This is a genomic window from Rhizobium sp. YAF28, assembly GCF_052113285.1.
Lineage (GTDB): Bacteria > Pseudomonadota > Alphaproteobacteria > Rhizobiales > Rhizobiaceae > Rhizobium.
This window is the reverse complement of the sequence record NZ_JBFRCX010000005.1, coordinates 154459-171763: the sequence shown is the minus strand read 5'-3', so window position 1 is coordinate 171763 and position 17305 is coordinate 154459. Positions and strand designations below refer to the sequence as shown.

The following is a 17305-nucleotide window of genomic DNA, read 5'->3' as shown; positions in this document are numbered from 1 at the left end:
AACTAAAATATAGGTGCTGAGGCTGGTTCAAACAAATGAAATGAACTGGGTCTTAGGTTCAGAGAAATTGAAAGATGAGGCGCGCGTAGAATGGCTGTGACGGGCTGCCTTCGGCAGCGCTTCGTGCCTGTCGGGCGACATATAAACGGGTGGACGGGTGTGGACGATCCACGCAGAAGCGGTTAGATGACCATCTGCTCTCCGAGCTCCACAACACGGTTGCTAGGGAGCTGGAAATAGTCCGAAGGGTCGATGGCGAAGCCGGCCATGGCGATGAAGAGGCGGTCCTGCCAAGCCGGAAGGCCGGTATTCGGATCGCCGACGAGCTTGCGCCTGCCGACGTAGAACGAGGTCGACATGATCTCGAAGTCGAAGCCCGCCTTGCGGCAGAGCGGCAGGGCCTTGGAGACGTCCTGATCCTCCATGAAGCCGAACAGGAGCTGGATCTTGATGAAGCGCTCCGACAGCCTTTCGATCGTCACCCGATCCGTTTCCGGCACATAGGGGCGCGGAGCGGTCTTCACATTGAGGATGACGTTGCGGGCGTGAAGAATGCGATTGTGCTTCAGATTGTGCAGCAGCACGCCGGGCGTCATATCGGGAAGGCTGGTCAGGAAGATCGCGGTGCCCGGGACCTGGGCGGGAGCGTGATCCGACTTCCGTTCGATCGACGCCAGAAACTGCATCAGGGGTATGTCGTTGCTGGCGGACTTCTGGCGCACAAGCAGCGTTCCCTTCTTCCAGGTCCACATCATAACCATCAGCGCGCCGGCGATCAGGATCGGGACGTAGCCGCCGTCGTGGATCTTCAGGAGGTTGGCGCCCAGGAAGATGCTTTCAAGCACGAGGAGCGGCAGGAGTGCCGCCAATGCCATGAGCACGTTCCATCCCCAGACGACGCGGAGAAACTGGAAGGACAGGATGGTGGTGACGACCATCGCACCGGTGACCGAAATTCCATAGGCGGTGGCGAGGGCCTCGGAGGAGCCGAATGCGAAGATCAGGGCAAGCACACCAATGAGAAGCGCCATGTTGACGGCCGGGACATAGATCTGGCCGGTGTTGGAGGCGGAGGTGAAGCAGATCTCCAGCCGAGGAAGGAATCCGAGATGGATCGCCTGACGGGCGAGAGAGAACGCCCCGGTAATGACCGCCTGGCTGGCGATGATGGTGGCTGCGGTGGCAAGGATGACCACCGGAAGGATCGCCCATTCCGGAAACATCAGGAAGAACGGATCAGACGCAGCCTGCGGGTTGGCAAGCACAAGCGCGCCCTGGCCGAGATAGTTCAGGAGGAGCGACGGGAAGACCACTGCGAACCAGGCGACCTGGATCGGCTTCCTGCCAAAATGGCCGAGGTCGGCATAGAGCGCTTCCGCGCCCGTCACGGTCAGGAAGACGGCGCCGAGGACCACGAGGCCAATGAGGCCTGCATGGGTGATGAAGTCGAAGGCGTAGAGCGGATTGAGCGCTTCGAAGATCGCCGGATCGTCGGCGATGTGGGCGAGTCCGCCAAGGCCCATCACGAGAAACCACAGCAGCGTTATCGGACCGAAAAGCTTTGACACGGATGCGGTGCCGACTGACTGGACGAAAAACAGGAGCAGCATGATCGCGATGGCGATCGGCAGGATGTAGGGGGTGAAGACCGGTGTCACGAGCTTCAGACCTTCGAGCGCCGACAATACCGACAAGGCAGGCGTGATCATCGCGTCACCGATGAAGAGTGCGGCGCCGATAATGCCTGCGAAGAAGAAGATGGTCGCGTGCCGGCTGGTCTTCTTCATGAGAAGGGCCAGCAGGGAAAGGGTGCCGCCTTCGCCCTCATTGTCCGCCCTAAGCAGAAACAGCACGTATTTGAACGTGACGATGATCGTCAGCGTCCAGATCATCAACGAGATCAGCCCGATGACCTCGTTTGGAGTGACGCCGTCATGGGTGAAGGGCCGAAGCGCTTCGCGGAAGGCATAGAGTGGGCTCGTTCCGATATCGCCATAGACCACTCCGACCGCCCCGAGCAGGAGAGCCGCAAACTTTTGCTGGCCTGCATGAGACCGGTCTGCGTCGTGGGTGGTGGCGGACATGGACATTCCCTGATTGTCGTTTGGAATGAAGGATATAGGGCGCAAGCCTGAGAATAGCACGTCTGGCAGCGAGCAGAGGGCGCAAGGGCCGTCAGGCCGCTTGCATCCCGGCTCCGTCGTACCGATCAGTTCTCCGCCCGTGCCTCGTCCTTCGTCAGCGCGCTGACGAGGAGCTTGTCGACGCGCCGCCCGTCGAGGTCGATCACCTCGAATTTCCAGTCGTTCTTGATGAAGGTCTCCCCAAGCTCGGGCAGATGCTTCAGTTCTTCCAGAACGAGACCGGCGACGGTCTGATATTCGACGTCTTCATCAACGGGGAAGTTCATGAATTCCGAAAACTCGTCGATCGGTGTCCATCCGGAAACCAGGTAGGAGCCATCCTCGCGTCGCTTGATCGCCGGTTCTTCGCCGGAGGCCGCATCGCCGAAAACACCCATGATCGATTCGAGGATGTCGCCTGACGTGATCACACCCTCGAAGTGGCCGTATTCGTCAAAAACCAGAACCATATGCTGCGAGGACTTGCGGATGGATTCGATCACCGAGGAAGCGGGAGCGAGGTCCGAGATGATCGGAACATCGTGTACCAGCGTCATGATGTCGACCGTCCGGTTGGCTTCAAGGGCGTCGTAGTAATCCTTGACGGCCAGAACGCCGAGAACCTCGTCGGAGCTGCCCTTGCGGGCCGGCAGTCGCGTTCGCGAGGTCGTCTGGATGGTCTTGCGGATCTCCTCGGCGGTATCTTCGATATCGACCAGCTCGACGTCGCGCCGCGGCGTCATGAGCGCACGTGCCGTTCTGTCTGCAAGACGCATGACGCCGGTGATCATGGCGGACTCGCCTATTTCGATTACGCCAGCGCTCTGGGCTTCGGCGAGAACCGTCTTGATCTCCTCGTCGGTGACGCCATCGGCGTTCTTTCCGGACTGGCCGAGCAGGGCGAGAACGAGTTTGCCCGAGCCGTCGAGCAGCCAGACGAGCGGCAGAGCCGCCTTCGACAGGTAGGTCATGGTCGGAGCGACCCTGGCGGCGACGGCTTCCGGCGCGCGAAGGGCCATCTGCTTGGGCACCAGTTCGCCGATGATGAGGGAGAGATAGGTGATCGCTACGACGACCGTACCGACGCCAAGCCCGTCCGCCCAGGCATCGGGAAGCCCCTGCGCCAGCAGCCAGGTGGAGAATCGCGCGCCGAGCGTCGCGCCCGAGAAGGCACCTGATAGTACGCCGACGAGGGTGATGCCGATCTGAACCGTCGACAGGAAACGGCCGGGATTCTCCGCGAGCCGCAGAGCCAGTCGCGCTCCTCTGCTTCCCTGATCAGCCATAACCCTGAGGCGTGCCGGGCGGGCGGAGACGATTGCGAGCTCCGACATCGCCAGGACGCCGTTGAGAATGGTGAGGAGGACGACGATGGCTATTTCGGTATACAAACTTTGGCCTGTTTCGATGACAATGATCCGTCGAAACTATGCGATCTCGCCTCGCTTTGCGAGGGTTCCCGTCAAAGATCATGGCGCTTGCCAAGATAATTATGGCGGGACTTCTCGCAGCCACCGCAACTGGAGAGCCGCAAGACGGCATCTCCTTGAAACGGCGTCTCATATAGTCCGCAGCTCATAAACCCCCTCTTAAGGATCTATTGACCATAATGAAGGCTTAACGCCGCCCACGTGTGCGGTGCCTGTGATGTTTTCGTGTTTCGCACCAAGGACGAAGTCTGTGTCCCTTCATCAAGCCATCGCCGCCATTCCGACGACCGCGTCTGCGTGGTTTTTGTCTGTCGTCGCTCATCGCATGGCGATCGCCGCGGCCTTCGTTTTTGCTGTCATGGCCGGATCGGGCGAGGCGGCGGCCGAGGACAGGGCGCTGAAACTCTACTTCACGCATACCGGCGAGCGGGCGACGATCGTCTTCAAGCGCAACGGCAAGTTCGACCAGCGCGGCCTCAACCAGATCAACCGCTTCCTGCGCGACTGGCGGCGCAACGAGCCGGCCAGGATGGACCCGCGGCTGCTCGACCTCGTCTGGGAAGTCTATCGCAAGAGCGGGGCGAAGGAGGCGATCCACGTCGTTTCGGCCTATCGCTCGCCGGCGACCAACAACATGCTGCGCAACCGATCGCGCAATACCGGTGTCGCCAAGCGCAGCCAGCACATGCTCGGCAAGGCGATGGATTTCTACATTCCCGGTGTCAAGCTTGCGACGCTGCGCGCGCTTGCCATGCAGATGCAGGTCGGCGGCGTCGGTTATTACCCGACATCGGGTTCGCCCTTCGTGCATCTCGACGTCGGCAATGTGCGCGCCTGGCCGCGCATGTCGCGCCAGGAGCTGGCGCGGCTTTTCCCTGACGGACGCACGATCCACCTGCCGGCGGACGGACGACCGCTGCCGGGCTATCAGGTGGCGCTTGCCGAGCGCAAGAAGGGTATCCGCTCGGCACCGATCGAGATTGCCGCAGGTGAAGATGAGGATGACGATACGCCTGTAGCGCCAAAGGCAGCGGCATCGGCCCTGCTGACGGCACGCGCAGCAGCACCCGTGAAGGCACCTGATCCCGTCGTGACCGGAAGCCTTGTCACCGCCATGCTGCCGACGCCGCAGAGGCGGGCCGAGATCGGACTGGCGCCGCAGCTTGCCAAGCCGGAGGACAAGGCGGTCGCCGACCGGGCCTTTGCCGATCTTGCCTCACTGACCGTTCCGCTGCCGATGCTGCGGCCTGTTGAAATCGAGGCCGTGGAAAGCGAGACGCCCGCACCTGTGCCGGCGGTTGCGCCGGTGTTGGCATCCGTCCAGCCGGCCCCGGCCGATTTCACGCGGTTCGTCGTCGGTCGCAAGCCTGCCAATACGTCAGGTATCGCCGACCGGCTGACCCATCCCGCACCGACGGCCGAGCAGATCGCGGTGTTGCCGGTCTCCGCGTCGGAGCATGTCTCGGGTGGCGTCGGAGAAATGTCCGCACGAGCGCTGATTGCCTGGGCAGTGCGATCACCGGAAACGTCAGTTGAACTCACGGCGCCTGCCATGATCGGCAACACCTATCCGAAGGGTGTCGGCGAGGGCCGGGCGGTTGCTTCAGGTGCGGCTGGAACCAGCTTCAAGACCAGCCGTTTCGGTACCGAGGGCTGAACTCAAATAGGCTCGATGGCGGTTGCCCTGCAAAAATAGGGCGCAGATTGACTTTCAATCAAATGGAATGATAATCCTTGGTCATTCAGAAAAATTGAAAGATGTGACGATGACAATCCCGTTTCGCCGTCCCATTCCTCTGCTCGACAATGACGTGCTGCGCACCTTCGTGGCCATTGCAGAGACCGGTAATTTTTCGACTGCGGCCGAAACCGTGTTCCGCACGCCGTCGGCCGTTTCCATGCAGATCAAGAAGCTCGAAGAGCAGCTTGGCGTGACGCTGTTTCGCCGCGATGCGCGCTCGGTGACGCTGACGCAGCATGGTGAAATGCTGCTGTCTTACGCGCGCAACATCCTGGCGCTCTCCAACGAGGCGGTGTCGCGCTTCATCATGCCCGAGCTCAGCGGCGTGGTGCGGCTCGGCGCGCCCGAGGATATCGGCGAGCGGCTGCTGCCGCAGATCCTGAAGAGCTTTGCGCAGATCTATCCAGGCATCATGGTCGATGTGACGATCGACATGAGCATCGGCCTGAAGAAGCGGATGGAGGAACAGCGCCTCGATCTTGCGCTCATCAACTGCGCCACGCGGCCTTTCCCGACCAATGGTGAGGTCGTCTATCGCGAGCGCCTCGTCTGGGCGGGAGCCAAATGCGGCTCGGCGCACCGGCGCGATCCGCTGCCGATCTCCATCTGGGAAGACGGCTGCATCTGGCGGCAGGAGGCGATCACCCAGCTCGAGCGCAACAAGCGGCCCTATCGCGTCGCCTATCTCAGCGCCCACACGATGGCGCAGCGCGCCGCCGTGGTCTCCGATCTCGCCATCGCGCCGCTGCCGCTCTCCTATGTCAGCGAGGATATGGCTATCCTCGGCATCCAGGAAGGGCTGCCGGAACTGGGGTCTTTCGACATCCAGCTTTTGACTGCATCGCAGATGACAGGGCCGATCGAGACGGTGGCCGACAGCATTCGCGCATCCTTCGCCGAAAGATCGAAAGCGGCGGCTGCCTGATTGGCACAGAGCGATATGGAATGATCGCGTAGACGCGGAATGCTTAGATACCACCTTACAAGGACGGTCAGGCCATGGATCAGCAAGTCCGGCTTTTTGGCGCTGTTGCGGTCCGACCTGCCGTCCTTGCCGTCATCTCCCGGTTCGAAACGATCTCAGGATGCAAGGTCGCGGTCAGGTGGGAGCTCAATCCGACCGTAAGGAAGCAGATTGAAGCCGGGGAACCTTTCGATCTCGTCATCACCAATCCTGATCTGATTGAGGAACTCACCGCCCTGGGGAAGGTCAAGGCGGGGAGCCAGGTCGCTTTCGGTCGGATAGCAATGGGAGTGGCGGCAAAAGAAGGCAGCCGACCGCTCGACATTGGCTCCGTGGAAGCATTCAAACACGCCTTGAAGAACGCCGGATCAATCGCCTATGCCAGTGACGGAACCAGCGGTGGCTACTTCTCCGGTTTGCTGGAGCGCTTGGGAATAGCCGAAGAGGTGAAGCCCAAGCTGGTGCCGGTAGCAGGAGGCCAGACGGCGGCATCTGTCGGCCGCGGGGAGGCCGAGATGGGTGTCGTTCCCGTGACGTCTATCCTCGCCGCCGCTCCCGAGGTCATGCTCGTCGGCAAGTTTCCGGCAGAACTCCAAAGCTACATCGACTTTTCCATTGGCATCAGCGCCAATTCAACGAGTGCAGACGCTGCCAGGCAGCTGTCAGCGTTTCTGATGTCGGCAGCCATTGACGATATCCTGGCGGCAAAGGGCGTCGAGCGCAGCTGAATATGTGCTTGATGGGCAGCGATCGGCGCGGGCTATCGTCCCTGGTTGCTGAATCGCGTTTGACGATCTCGAAGATGTTGGCCTTCTCCGGAGAAAGGCTCTTAGCCGGTGAACTTTTCGCTCACGAATGCGTTATCCCGCCCGGACGGCTTCAGCCGTTCGGGGTTGATTTCACAAAAGGATTTCGCACATGACGACCACGGGTAAAATCGCATCCGCCTTGATGATCCTTCTTACGCTTTCTTCTTGCGCCAACACGATCCGTGGCGTGGGCAGGGATACGGCAAATGCCGTCAATGCCACGCAGGATGCCGGCCGCAGTGTCGATCGCGCAGCGAAGAGATAATTACTTTCAGATTTTTGAAGTCGGATAGGCTTTTTCGAGGCCGCCGGATCGGGTCAGCCCGGTCCGGAATGCGGCATAGGCCGGGTGCTGGCTGGAGCGCGCCGCTTCCATGAGCCTGATCTGCAGCCGGTCGGGTGCAGCTTCGCCGATCCATTTGCCGAGGGTTTCAAGCTTCAGCGAGTTGAGAAGGCGCGCGGAGGAGGCGATGTCGAGATGCCGATAGAGACCCGCGAGCAGGTTATCGTCCTGCGCCGGATTTTCCATGAGCAGTGACAGGTAGGATTTGTCGGTTTCCGAGAGCGCCGCGAGTTTTTCCGCGACGGTATCGCGATCGGGGAAGGGCACCGTGCCAGTCATAACGAATCGTCCAGTCCTTGTTGTCAGCAAGGCTTATAGACTGGCCTTGACCTTCTCGGCTACATCGGCCGGAACCCAGCGGCTCCAGAGCTCCTCATAATTCTGCAGGAAATAGAGGGCTGCATTCTCGTTGTCCTCGCCATTTTCATCCTGCCAGGCCAGCACCTGGCTGATGGTCTCGTTGTCCCAGCTGCGGGCGTTCAGATAGTTCATGACCGGGCCGGCGCGATCAGCGAAAGCCCTGGTCATCAGCGTGAAGGCCTGCGACACCGGATAGGCGTTCACCTTGGGATTGGCGCAACGGGGCACCGAGGTGCAGGCGTTCCATTCGGCCTCGTCGTGCGGCACACCGAAGCCCAGCTGTTTCATGTCGTATTTGCCGATGACTGATGTCGGCGCCCAGTAATAACCGAGCCAGCCGACCTTGTTTTCAAAGGCGCGGGCAATCGAACCGTCGAAATCCTTGGGTGTCCGGCTGTCGACCAGCGCAAAGCCGAGCTTGTCGGCATCGAGCGCTCTGAAGAGATTGCTGGTCGAGATCTCGCAGGCCCAGGCTTCCGGGCAATTATAGACTGCGGCGCGCGAGGGATCGTAGGTATCGGGAAAGAGTTCCGGATGCTTCAGCGCATCCTGCACGGAACGAATATCCGGGTTTGCGTCGGCGATGAATTTCGGAATGTACCAGCCTTCGACCGCTCCATCCGCAAGAATTTCGGCGCCCTTGACCAGACGCCCGGCGCTGATGGCGGCATCGAGCTGCGGCTTGACCGCCTTCACCCAGAATTCCGAGGCGATATCGGGCGTGCCGCTGCCATTCATGGAGGCGAAAGTCGGCAGCGTATCGCCATCCACGATGGTGACGGAGCAGCCGTAGCCCTTTTCCAGGATGAATTTATCGAAGCTCGCGGCAATGGCGGCGGAGCCCCATCTCATCTCGGCGATCGAGACCTTGCCGCATCCGGCAGCTTGCGCCTCCGCTATTCCGGCATAAAAGCAGACCGCAAGGATGAATGGCGTGAAAAATGTCTTCATTATACGTTCCCCGAAATTTTTATGTGATCGAACGCGCATGCACCGAGGCAATTAGCCGACAAATCTCCCCGCCGCTTCAGGTGCCCACGGCCGGAATATGGCTCCACGCGGCTTTTCCTATGTGCGGCGCCGTTCGTCTGGTCTTCCGGCGGCTCGTCGCTGGCCATTTCTATCGATGGCTTAATATGAGCAAACCTACGGATTTGCTGCAGGAAATCAACTCTCTTTTCCGTGTTGTATTTGTAACTAAATTATTGAATTCGAAGAATTTATGCCGGTAGTTTCATGAAACTGCGGCCCGGGGTGCGATTGGTGGAAATGCACGCTCGCGGCGAGGGGTGAAAGCGGTTCCAAGTGAGAGAAAGTCGGAAAAGTTCAAAAAAAGTCGAATTTTGTCTCCGGTTGGGTCTTCACTAACCATCCGGTAAGAATGTGCCGTTATCTGTTGTGACGCGGCGGGGGACATCCGCTGCTTTTCCGGATCAGGTACTGCGTCCCGGAAAAAGCGAGCTTCATTGCGTAATGATGAAGACGCCTGCGTTTTTACGGCAAACCGCGTAGGGCTTATGGCCCGATCGCGGTTTTCGCATTTCTGGCCCTCTGTTGACCTGATATCCGCGCGCATTGTAGGCCTGCCGGAAATACTTCACGGATAGGCGCCAATGACCAGAGCCATCATGCTGCAGGGAACCGGCTCGGATGTCGGCAAGACGGTGCTGGTGGCGGGGCTCTGCCGGCTGGCGGCCAATCGCGGCCTGACGGTGCGGCCGTTCAAGCCGCAGAATATGTCGAACAATGCGGCGGTTTCCGACGACGGCGGCGAGATCGGCCGGGCGCAATGGCTGCAGTCGCTCGCAGCACGCACACCGTCATCGGTGCATATGAACCCGGTGCTGCTCAAGCCGCAGTCGGAAAACGGCAGCCAGATCATCGTGCAGGGCAGGGTGTTCGGGCAGGCGAAGGGGCGCGACTATCAACGGCTGAAGCCGCAGCTGCTCTCTTCCGTGCTGGAGAGTTTCGCCAAGGTGTCCGAGGGTGCCGACCTCGTCATCGTCGAGGGGGCAGGGTCACCCGCCGAAATCAATCTCAGGGCCGGCGATATCGCCAATATGGGCTTTGCGACGCGGGCGAACGTCCCTGTCGTTCTCGTCGGCGATATCGATCGTGGCGGGGTGATCGCCTCGCTGGTCGGCACGCACGCGATCCTCAGCGAGGAAGATCGCAAGATGATCTCGGGTTACATCATCAACAAGTTCCGCGGCGATGTAAGCCTGTTCGACGACGGTATCCGCGCCATCGAAGGTTTCACCGGCTGGCCCTGCTTCGGCGTCGTGCCCTGGCTTAAGGCGGCCGGGCGGCTGCCCGCCGAGGATTCCGTCGTGCTGGAGCGGCTGGTGAAGGGCGAGCGGGGGGCGCTGAAGATCGCCGTGCCGGTGCTGCCGCGCATTGCCAATTTTGACGATCTCGATCCGCTGCGGGCCGAGCTTGGCGTTGAGCTCGTCTTCGTGCGCGCTGGCGAGCGGCTGCCAGCCGATGCAGCGCTGATCATCCTGCCCGGCTCGAAATCGACCATATCGGATCTCGCCGATCTCAGGGCGCAGGGATGGGACCGCGACATTGCCGCCCATGTGCGCCGTGGCGGCCGGGTGATCGGCATTTGCGGCGGCTACCAGATGCTCGGCCGCAAGGTGCATGATCCGCTCGGCATCGAGGGCACGACGACAGAGATCGAAGGGCTTGGCCTGCTCGATGTCGAGACGGAGATGGCGCCGGAGAAGACAGTGCGCAACAGCTCTGCCCATTCGGCGGAATATGACGTGCCGCTGTCAGGCTATCAGATCCACCTCGGCGTCACGCAAGGGGCTGATTGCGAACGGCCGGCGGCGATCGTGGATGGATTGGCCGACGGTGCGGTTTCGGCCGACGGCCGGATCATGGGCACCTATCTGCACGGCCTCTTCGGCAGCGACGCCTACCGCGCCCGGCTGCTTCAAAGCTTTGGCCTCTCAGGCGAGGGCGGCAACTACCGCGAGAGCGTCGACCGGACGCTCGATGAGGTCGCAGTCGACCTGGAGAAACATCTCGACCCGCGCTGGCTTGCAGGACTGCTTGACTAGGCCGGATGGCCTGCGTTCATCGACGAGGCTCCGCTATTGCCAAATTAGTTGACTGAGTCCATTAATTATCGCTGCAACGCACCCAGTCGAGAGCGGTAGAGATCATGAGCATACTGGATAGATTTTCACTGGCAGGTCAGGTGGCGCTCGTGACCGGCGGCGGCCGTGGCCTGGGCTTCGAGATGGCACGCGCACTTGCCGAGGCCGGTGCGCACGTCATCGTCACCGGGCGCACAGCGGCGACGCTGGAAGATGCCGTAAGGGCCATCCGCGCCGCTGGCGAGACGGCGCAGGCCGCCCCGTTCGACATCGCCGACCGAGAGGCCCAGCGCGGGCTGATGGCCGACATCGAAAGGACCCATGGCCGTCTCGATATCCTGATCAACAATGTCGGCGCCCGCGACAGGCGGCCGCTGGCCGAATTCGACGACGATGCCATCATCGAGTTGCTGCGCACCGATCTGGCCGCGGCGATAACGCTTTCGCGGGACGCAACCGTGCTGATGAAGCGGCGCAATTACGGCCGCCTGATCGCGGTGACCTCGATCAGCGGCCATGTCGTCATGCCCGGCGACTGCGTCTATCCGGCGGCCAAGCAGGGCCTGACCGGCCTGATGCGCGCCATGGCGGTCGAATTCGGGCCGCATGGCATCACCAGCAACGCGATTGCGCCCGGCTGGTTCGCCACCGAGACGAATGCGGCGATGGCTGCAAACGAGGAATTGATGCCCTTCGTGCGCCAGCGCATCCCGGTCCAACGCTGGGGCCGCCCGGACGAGATCGCCGGCGCGGCGCTGTTTCTTGCAAGCGGTGCCGCTTCCTTCGTCAACGGCCACGTACTGACCGTCGACGGCGGCATGACGGTAAGGATGTGAGCGGAGATGCCCGCCTTCATTCCTGCGGCGTTTTTCATGGCTTCTCACCGGAGTGGGTGGAGGCCTGCTCGGGATGCGGTTCTTTCAGCGACGGCGGAGAGGTCCGGGCGAAGATATTGCCGAGATCGGTGAGGAAGGTCAGCAGCAGGTTGAATTCCGGCTCGCTGTAGGAGTCCAGGATCGCGGAGACCGGCTCGCTCTGCTCCTCGTAGAGCCGGGTGGCGCGTGCCGAGGCCTCGGGACAGGCAACCAGGACTAGGCGGCGTTTGTCGGTCTCATCCCGTTGCCTGACGACGAAGCCGGTCGCCTCCAGCTTGTCGATCAGCCCGCTGACCGTACCGATCTTCAATCCGACCTCGCGCGACAGGGCCGTCATCGACAGCGGTCCGAGTTTTTCCAACAGCCGGAAGCACTTGAATTCGGTGCTGGTCAAGCCCACCTGCTCGGCCACCTTCTGGTGGAACAGCCCGAGCCGGGCCGAAAACAGCTGGACCGTCGGAATGTAGCGCGCGAGGCGGTCAGTTGACTTTTTCGGCAAAACGTTTAGATCTCCGAACTAATTGTTTCGATATTCTAAGGAATCGTCAGCGTCATGTCGATACTCTCGCATGGCTGTTCGGCCCTTGTTAGAGGCAGCGATCCATGAGCGCCTATTTCATTCTCGAAATCCATCCCGATATCAAAGATCAGGCGATCGATGATTATCTCGCATGCATATCGGCGGATATGACGTTCCATGGGGGCCGTGTCCGATCTCCGGGAGGCAAGGTTCAGCCGGTCCAGGGAAACCGGCAGATGAACAGGCTTCTGATCATCGAATTCCGCACCGCCTCCATTGCCCGGGAATGGTATGAGGAGGCGAAGCAGGCGAATGAAGGTGTTGCCAGGTATCGTTCTCTCTTCGCCTGCCCCGCGGTTATCGTTGTCGGGATGGATGGTTAAACATCGGCCTCGCAGCCATTGCCTGAGGTCGCAGCCCGGTTCGGCATTGCCGCCCATTCGCCCTATTTCCGATCATAGAATTGCGCCGCCCCATGTGGAGGTTTCGAAATTAACGATCATATTCAGTGGCTTATAGACGAGGGAATCAGGAGCGAGCATATCGGCGAGCTCATTGCCGGTTTGTGCGACCGGTTGATCGCGGATGGCTTTCCCATCTGGCGGGGCAGTATCGCGATGCCATCCATTCATCCCATGTATGCCGGCATCTCGGCCAATTTCGTGCGCGGCGGCGCGACCACCATCGAGAGGGCCGAATATGGCAGCGCGGCGCAGCTGAGCTTCGAGAAGACGCCGATCTATTATCTGTTGGGCCGCGGCGAAACGTCGGGACGATGGATCATTGCCAAGGGGGAGGGTGTCGACGACTATCCGCAGCTTGCGGAATTCGCGCTTGGCGGCGGCACGGATCATCTGGTCAGCCTGCTGGAGTTCCCGAAGGAAGCTGCGTTGCGCGGGGTCAGCCTGTCCCTGACAAGCGACAGGCCGGGCGGATTTTCCAATGATCAGCTGTCGATCATCGCAAAGCTTTTCCCGGCACTGGGGCTTGCCTGCTACCGCATCGCGGCATCGAGAACCGCCTCGGATATCCTTGCTGTCTATACAGGCGCCAAGACGAGTGCGCGCATCCTTGCGGGCGAGGTCCAGAGGGGAACGGGAGGCGCCATCAATGCCGCGATCCTGCTTGCGGACCTCAGAAACTTCACGGCGTTGACCGAGGTCTATCAACCCGGTGAGATCGCCGGGTTTCTGAACGAGCATTTCGAGCTGATCGGCCGGCATGTCGAGGAAAATTCCGGTGAGATCCTCAAGTTCATGGGCGACAGCGTATTGGCGATCTTCCCGACAGGCGGTGAAGACGGCGAGGATCCTGAGACGGCCTGCATGGCTGCGCTCGCCTCGGCCCGAAATGTTCTGGAGGCAAACGAGGCGCTCAATCGTCAGCGGACGCGCGAGGGCGGTCCTGATATCGGTGTCGACGTCGTCCTGCATCTCGGCGAGGTGTTCTACGGAAATGTCGGCGCCCGCGGCAGGCTTGATTTCACCGTGATCGGCAGGGCCGTCAACGAGGCCTCGCGGCTCGAGAAACTCTGCGGCGAACTCGGCCAGCCGCTTCTGATGTCGGAAAGCTTCGCGGCTGGCTGCGGTGTCGCCTGCGAACATCTGGGATCGTTCGAATTGCGCGGCGTTTCGAGGAGGGCGGACGTGTTCAAACTCGCGGCACCGACTACGGCAGTAGCCTGAAATCGGCATCGATTTTCAGAAAGTCTGATGCGTAGCTCTAATGGCGGCGTGTTTCCGACTTCAGCGGCAAATGTCTCAGATCTCGCCTGAGACCTCACGACGGCGGCGGTCGAGTTCTTCGCTGTAGCGGCGCAGCGTGTGGCTTTCGCTGAGCTGGCCGATCACCTTGCGCTCGATGAGGTTGTTGACGACGGCGAGCGCTTCGCTTTCGGTCTTGTCGAAGATCGCGGCCGCCTGTTTGGCGTTCATCTGCGGCTGCAGGAAATCGTTTTTGTAGCGGATGAAATCGGTCAGCTGCTGGGCTTCGTCCTGCGCGCTGGTGGGGTTGGCGTAGATTTCCGGCACGAGCACGAGACCGGCATATTTGTCGCCGTCATCGACGAGGATGACGCGCTGCGTCGAACCGATGGGGAAGGCCTCCTTGAACTCGTCCATCGTTATTCCAAGTTTTGCGGTCTTCACGTCTGATCGCATCAGCTTGTCTACGGTCAGGTTGCGGATCCAGCCGACATCATGGGCGCTGCGGATGCTCTCGCCGCGCAGGTGAAAGCGCCATGTGGCGAAGGAGTAGCCGAAGGTGGTGCGCACCACGAGCGAGGAGGTAATGACGGCGGCGAGCACCAGAACGGTGATCGGAAAGTCGCCGGTGATCTCCAGCGCCAGGAAGGTCATGGTCAGCGGCCCGCCGATGACGGCGACGGCGAGCGAGCTCATGCCGACCACGGCATAGATCACGGGTGTCAGTGTCGCATCGGCGAAATAGGGGGCGGAATAGGCGAATAGCTTGCCGAGCAGGGCACCCATGAAGAGCGAGGCGAAGAACAGGCCGCCCCTGAAACCGGAACCGATCGAAATGGCCGATGCCACCGACTTCAGAAGGAAGAGGCCGATCAGCGCGGGAATGGTGATCTCATGGGAGAGGTTGAGATGCAGCGCGCCGTGACCGGCGGCGAGGACCTGCGGCGAGGCCAGCGCCAGCAGGCCGACGACCAGGCCGCCGAGCGCCGGGCGGAAGGGTAGCGCGATGGAGCTTTTGCGCGCCAGTTCCTCGACGAAGGAGACGCCCTGCATGATGAGGATGCCGATGCCGGCGCAGAAGGCGCCAAGGGCGATCGCCGGTACGTAATCGGCGGGCTGGACAGCGCCGAAGCTGCCGACATCGATGATGAAATCGCTGCCGGATAGCAGCCGGGCGACCAGTGTAGCGACGAGGGCCGCGACGACGACGGGCGTCAGCGAGACGATGGTGTAGGTGCCGATGATCAGCTCGAAGGCATAGAAGGCGCCCGTCAGCGGTGCATTGAAGGCGGCGGCGATGGCGCCGGCCGCGCCGCAGCCGACGAGGACGCGCATGTCGGAGCGGCGCAGCTGCAGCTTCAGGCCGAATTTCGAAGCGATGCCGGCTGCAAGCTGCGTATAGCCGGCCTCCAGACCGACGGACGCGCCGAAGCCGTTGGAAACGAGGTTCTGGATGGCGACGAGGATGCTGTCCGTCAGCGACAGGCGGCCGCCATGCAAGGCATTGGCCTCGATCGGGTCGACCATCGGCTTCTTGCGCCATCTGGCGAGAATGAAGATCAACAGGCCGAGCAGCATGCCGCCGGCAACCGGGGCCGTCATCAGCAGGAACTTACTGTCGATCTGCGAGGCGCTGAGCCTCGTCGTGCCGTCTATGCCGAAGATCAGCCTGTGCATCTCTTCCGAGACATAGCTCATGGCGGTGACCGCAAGCCCCGAGGCGATACCGACGAGCGCGCCGGCAAAGACCATGCCCATTTCGCTGTGGCGGATAAGCGCGCGCAGGCGTCCCGGATCAAAGACGGTGCCGAGAGGGCCGAGGCGGCGAATATCCATTCGGGAGAGCATCATGGGGAAACTAGGCGGCAGGAGTGGGGGTCAAGGGCGGAGCCGGCATCCGCATGAGCGGCAATTGCGGCAAAATACCGACTGCGCCGTAAAGTTTTTGTGACGTAAACCTTTGATTAAAGACGATAATATCGGTAGTGTAAGTCGAGATGATCTCTGTGTGCACCCAGTGCGCCGATTGACATGCCCGGGGCGGAAGCCTAACCATGAATTGACATAATGGATGGTTCCGGATCGGCCTTACGCCTTCCGGATGAAAAGGGAATGTGACGGGGCGGACCCAAGCCGGGCGCCTTCATCACAGCCGACCCCGCGACTGTAGAGCAGTCAGGGTCTTCCGTCCGGTATTTTAGCCGTTGCGCTGACAGCCTCGCATTCTGCAGGCGGGCAAGGCGGTATAAGTGCCGGAAAAGCCACTGGAATGCATCGTGATCAGCCGGGGCAGGACGCCTCTATTTCTACGAATCGTCCGCCTTTTCACGAGAAGCAGCCGGGAAGGCGAGGCGGATCCGCTGGCACGATCAGGGGCGACCGGAAACGGTCTGCCCCTGTCGCGGCCGCTAACTGCGAGCCAGGAGACCTGCCATCCGTGCCGGGCACAATGCCCATACTGGGCCGTTTGCCCGCTGCCAGCACGGAGGTTGTCTTGGCTGAAGGATTTGATTCAGCGCTGCCTCTGGTGGTGCATGTGAAAGGTGTCGGTTCGGTACCTCCTGATGGGATGCGTCTGGCGCCTGTTGGTGGACGTTACCCGGCGCGCACTTTCCTCTCCTCCCTCATTCCTGTGCTTGTCACAGGAATCCAGCCACGGCGCGTCCGCGCAGTGAGTGAATCTACGCCGTCGTTGAGTGAGTCTCTCGTGCCCAAGGACTTGGGCACGCTGGATCCCTGTGACAAGCACAGGGATGAGGGAAGTGGGTGGAGCCGCGCCTTCGCTCCAAGGGCGGCCGTGGCATGACCAAGAGCCTTCTCAACGCCACCTTCATCCTTGGCGGCGCCCGCTCCGGCAAATCCCGCTTCGCCGAAAACCTCGTCACCACAAGCGGCCTCGACCGCCACTACATCGCCACAGGCCGCGCCTGGGATGACGAAATGCAGGCGCGTATCGACCAGCACAAGGCCGACCGCGGCCCCTCCTGGACCACGCATGAGGAACCGCTCGACCTTACCGAGCGCCTTGCGGCAATCGACGGCGAGGGCAGGGCTGTTCTCGTTGATTGCCTGACGCTGTGGCTCACCAATCTGATGATGGAGGGGCGCGATATCGCCGCCCAGTCCGCCGCCCTTGCCGCCTTTCTACCGCAGGCAAAGGCGCGGCTCGTCATCGTTTCCAATGAAGTCGGCCTCGGCATCGTGCCTGAGAACCGCATGGCGCGGGATTTTCGCGACCATGCCGGCCGGCTGCACCAGATGATCGCGGCTGTGGCCGACGACGTGTATTTTATCGCGGCAGGTCTGCCGCTGAAAATGAAGGGTTAAATC

The 17305-nt window shown here is 61.3% G+C and carries 14 protein-coding genes, 1 pseudogene and 1 riboswitch; of the genes and pseudogenes, 9 read left to right on the top strand and 6 right to left on the bottom strand.

Features of this window, described 5'->3' with window-relative positions:
- Positions 1–182: 182 nt before the first annotated feature.
- Entirely contained in the window at positions 183–2084 is a 1902-nt protein-coding gene (locus AB4Z13_RS13215) for a potassium transporter Kup (protein WP_439015843.1), read from the bottom strand.
- Positions 2085–2209: 125 nt separating this feature from the next.
- On the bottom strand, positions 2210–3514 hold the full coding sequence (locus AB4Z13_RS13210; RefSeq protein WP_310387469.1) for a hemolysin family protein: 1305 nt from the start codon (positions 3512–3514) through the stop codon (positions 2210–2212).
- A 289-nt stretch (positions 3515–3803) separates the two neighbouring features.
- Between AB4Z13_RS13210 and AB4Z13_RS13205 the strand changes: the two genes are divergently transcribed.
- From AB4Z13_RS13205 to AB4Z13_RS13190, 4 genes are all read left to right on the top strand, one after another.
- Positions 3804–5210, top strand: a complete 1407-nt coding sequence (locus AB4Z13_RS13205; RefSeq protein WP_439015842.1) for a DUF882 domain-containing protein — start codon at positions 3804–3806, stop codon at positions 5208–5210.
- Between the two features lie 109 nt (positions 5211–5319).
- Positions 5320–6219, top strand: coding sequence for a LysR family transcriptional regulator (locus tag AB4Z13_RS13200; RefSeq protein WP_439015841.1), 900 nt, complete (start codon positions 5320–5322; stop codon positions 6217–6219).
- 74 nt (positions 6220–6293) lie between these two features.
- Complete coding sequence (locus AB4Z13_RS13195) at positions 6294–6986, top strand: molybdate ABC transporter substrate-binding protein (protein ID WP_439015840.1); 693 nt, start codon at positions 6294–6296, stop codon at positions 6984–6986.
- Between the two features lie 190 nt (positions 6987–7176).
- On the top strand, positions 7177–7332 hold the full coding sequence (locus AB4Z13_RS13190; protein ID WP_113321818.1) for an entericidin A/B family lipoprotein: 156 nt from the start codon (positions 7177–7179) through the stop codon (positions 7330–7332).
- 6 nt (positions 7333–7338) lie between these two features.
- On the opposite strand, the gene AB4Z13_RS13185 is transcribed toward AB4Z13_RS13190, so the two are convergent.
- Complete coding sequence (locus AB4Z13_RS13185) at positions 7339–7689, bottom strand: hypothetical protein (protein WP_439015839.1); 351 nt, start codon at positions 7687–7689, stop codon at positions 7339–7341.
- Between the two features lie 33 nt (positions 7690–7722).
- Positions 7723–8721 carry a glycine betaine ABC transporter substrate-binding protein gene (locus AB4Z13_RS13180; RefSeq protein WP_442206113.1) on the bottom strand — a complete coding sequence of 333 codons (999 nt, stop codon included), beginning with the start codon at positions 8719–8721 and terminating at the stop codon, positions 7723–7725.
- Positions 8722–9383: 662 nt separating this feature from the next.
- Between AB4Z13_RS13180 and AB4Z13_RS13175 the strand changes: the two genes are divergently transcribed.
- Entirely contained in the window at positions 9384–10838 is a 1455-nt protein-coding gene (locus AB4Z13_RS13175) for a cobyric acid synthase (protein ID WP_439015837.1), read from the top strand.
- A 104-nt stretch (positions 10839–10942) separates the two neighbouring features.
- Positions 10943–11713, top strand: coding sequence for an SDR family oxidoreductase (locus AB4Z13_RS13170; protein WP_442206112.1), 771 nt, complete (start codon positions 10943–10945; stop codon positions 11711–11713).
- Between the two features lie 34 nt (positions 11714–11747).
- Here the strand turns inward: AB4Z13_RS13170 and AB4Z13_RS13165 are convergent, their stop codons facing one another.
- Positions 11748–12251 carry a MarR family transcriptional regulator gene (locus tag AB4Z13_RS13165; RefSeq protein ID WP_113311133.1) on the bottom strand — a complete coding sequence of 168 codons (504 nt, stop codon included), beginning with the start codon at positions 12249–12251 and terminating at the stop codon, positions 11748–11750.
- 104 nt (positions 12252–12355) lie between these two features.
- Between AB4Z13_RS13165 and AB4Z13_RS13160 the strand changes: the two genes are divergently transcribed.
- Together AB4Z13_RS13160 and AB4Z13_RS13155 are read left to right on the top strand one after the other, a co-directional pair.
- Complete coding sequence (locus AB4Z13_RS13160) at positions 12356–12655, top strand: DUF1330 domain-containing protein (protein ID WP_442206111.1); 300 nt, start codon at positions 12356–12358, stop codon at positions 12653–12655.
- Positions 12648–13957 (top strand): annotated as a pseudogene (locus tag AB4Z13_RS13155) (adenylate/guanylate cyclase domain-containing protein). The gene AB4Z13_RS13160 and the pseudogene AB4Z13_RS13155 overlap by 8 nt, the downstream one beginning before the upstream one ends.
- A gap of 75 nt (positions 13958–14032) precedes the next feature.
- On the opposite strand, the gene AB4Z13_RS13150 reads toward AB4Z13_RS13155, so the two are convergent.
- Positions 14033–15823 (bottom strand): chloride channel protein, encoded by a 1791-nt coding sequence (locus AB4Z13_RS13150; protein ID WP_439017252.1) that lies wholly within the window; start codon positions 15821–15823, stop codon positions 14033–14035.
- Positions 15824–16030: 207 nt separating this feature from the next.
- Positions 16031–16425, top strand: a riboswitch (cobalamin riboswitch).
- Positions 16426–16777: 352 nt separating this feature from the next.
- Between AB4Z13_RS13150 and cobU the strand changes: the two genes are divergently transcribed.
- Entirely contained in the window at positions 16778–17302 is a 525-nt protein-coding gene (gene cobU, locus AB4Z13_RS13145; RefSeq protein ID WP_442206110.1) for a bifunctional adenosylcobinamide kinase/adenosylcobinamide-phosphate guanylyltransferase, read from the top strand.
- Positions 17303–17305: the final 3 nt, after the last annotated feature.

What these genes read in the sequence shown, in the direction of transcription:
- AB4Z13_RS13150 (WP_439017252.1), bottom strand. Translation starts at nt 15,823, where the DNA reads ATGCTCTCCCGAATGGATATTCGCCGCCTCGGCCCTCTCGGCACCGTC.
- AB4Z13_RS13180 (WP_442206113.1), bottom strand. Translation starts at nt 8,721, where the DNA reads ATGAAGACATTTTTCACGCCATTCATCCTTGCGGTCTGCTTTTATGCC.
- AB4Z13_RS13195 (WP_439015840.1), top strand. Translation starts at nt 6,294, where the DNA reads ATGGATCAGCAAGTCCGGCTTTTTGGCGCTGTTGCGGTCCGACCTGCC.
- AB4Z13_RS13170 (WP_442206112.1), top strand. Translation starts at nt 10,943, where the DNA reads ATGAGCATACTGGATAGATTTTCACTGGCAGGTCAGGTGGCGCTCGTG.
- AB4Z13_RS13200 (WP_439015841.1), top strand. Translation starts at nt 5,320, where the DNA reads ATGACAATCCCGTTTCGCCGTCCCATTCCTCTGCTCGACAATGACGTG.
- AB4Z13_RS13185 (WP_439015839.1), bottom strand. Translation starts at nt 7,689, where the DNA reads ATGACTGGCACGGTGCCCTTCCCCGATCGCGATACCGTCGCGGAAAAA.
- cobU (WP_442206110.1), top strand. Translation starts at nt 16,778, where the DNA reads ATGACCAAGAGCCTTCTCAACGCCACCTTCATCCTTGGCGGCGCCCGC.
- AB4Z13_RS13160 (WP_442206111.1), top strand. Translation starts at nt 12,356, where the DNA reads ATGAGCGCCTATTTCATTCTCGAAATCCATCCCGATATCAAAGATCAG.
- AB4Z13_RS13190 (WP_113321818.1), top strand. Translation starts at nt 7,177, where the DNA reads ATGACGACCACGGGTAAAATCGCATCCGCCTTGATGATCCTTCTTACG.
- AB4Z13_RS13215 (WP_439015843.1), bottom strand. Translation starts at nt 2,084, where the DNA reads ATGTCCGCCACCACCCACGACGCAGACCGGTCTCATGCAGGCCAGCAA.
- AB4Z13_RS13175 (WP_439015837.1), top strand. Translation starts at nt 9,384, where the DNA reads ATGACCAGAGCCATCATGCTGCAGGGAACCGGCTCGGATGTCGGCAAG.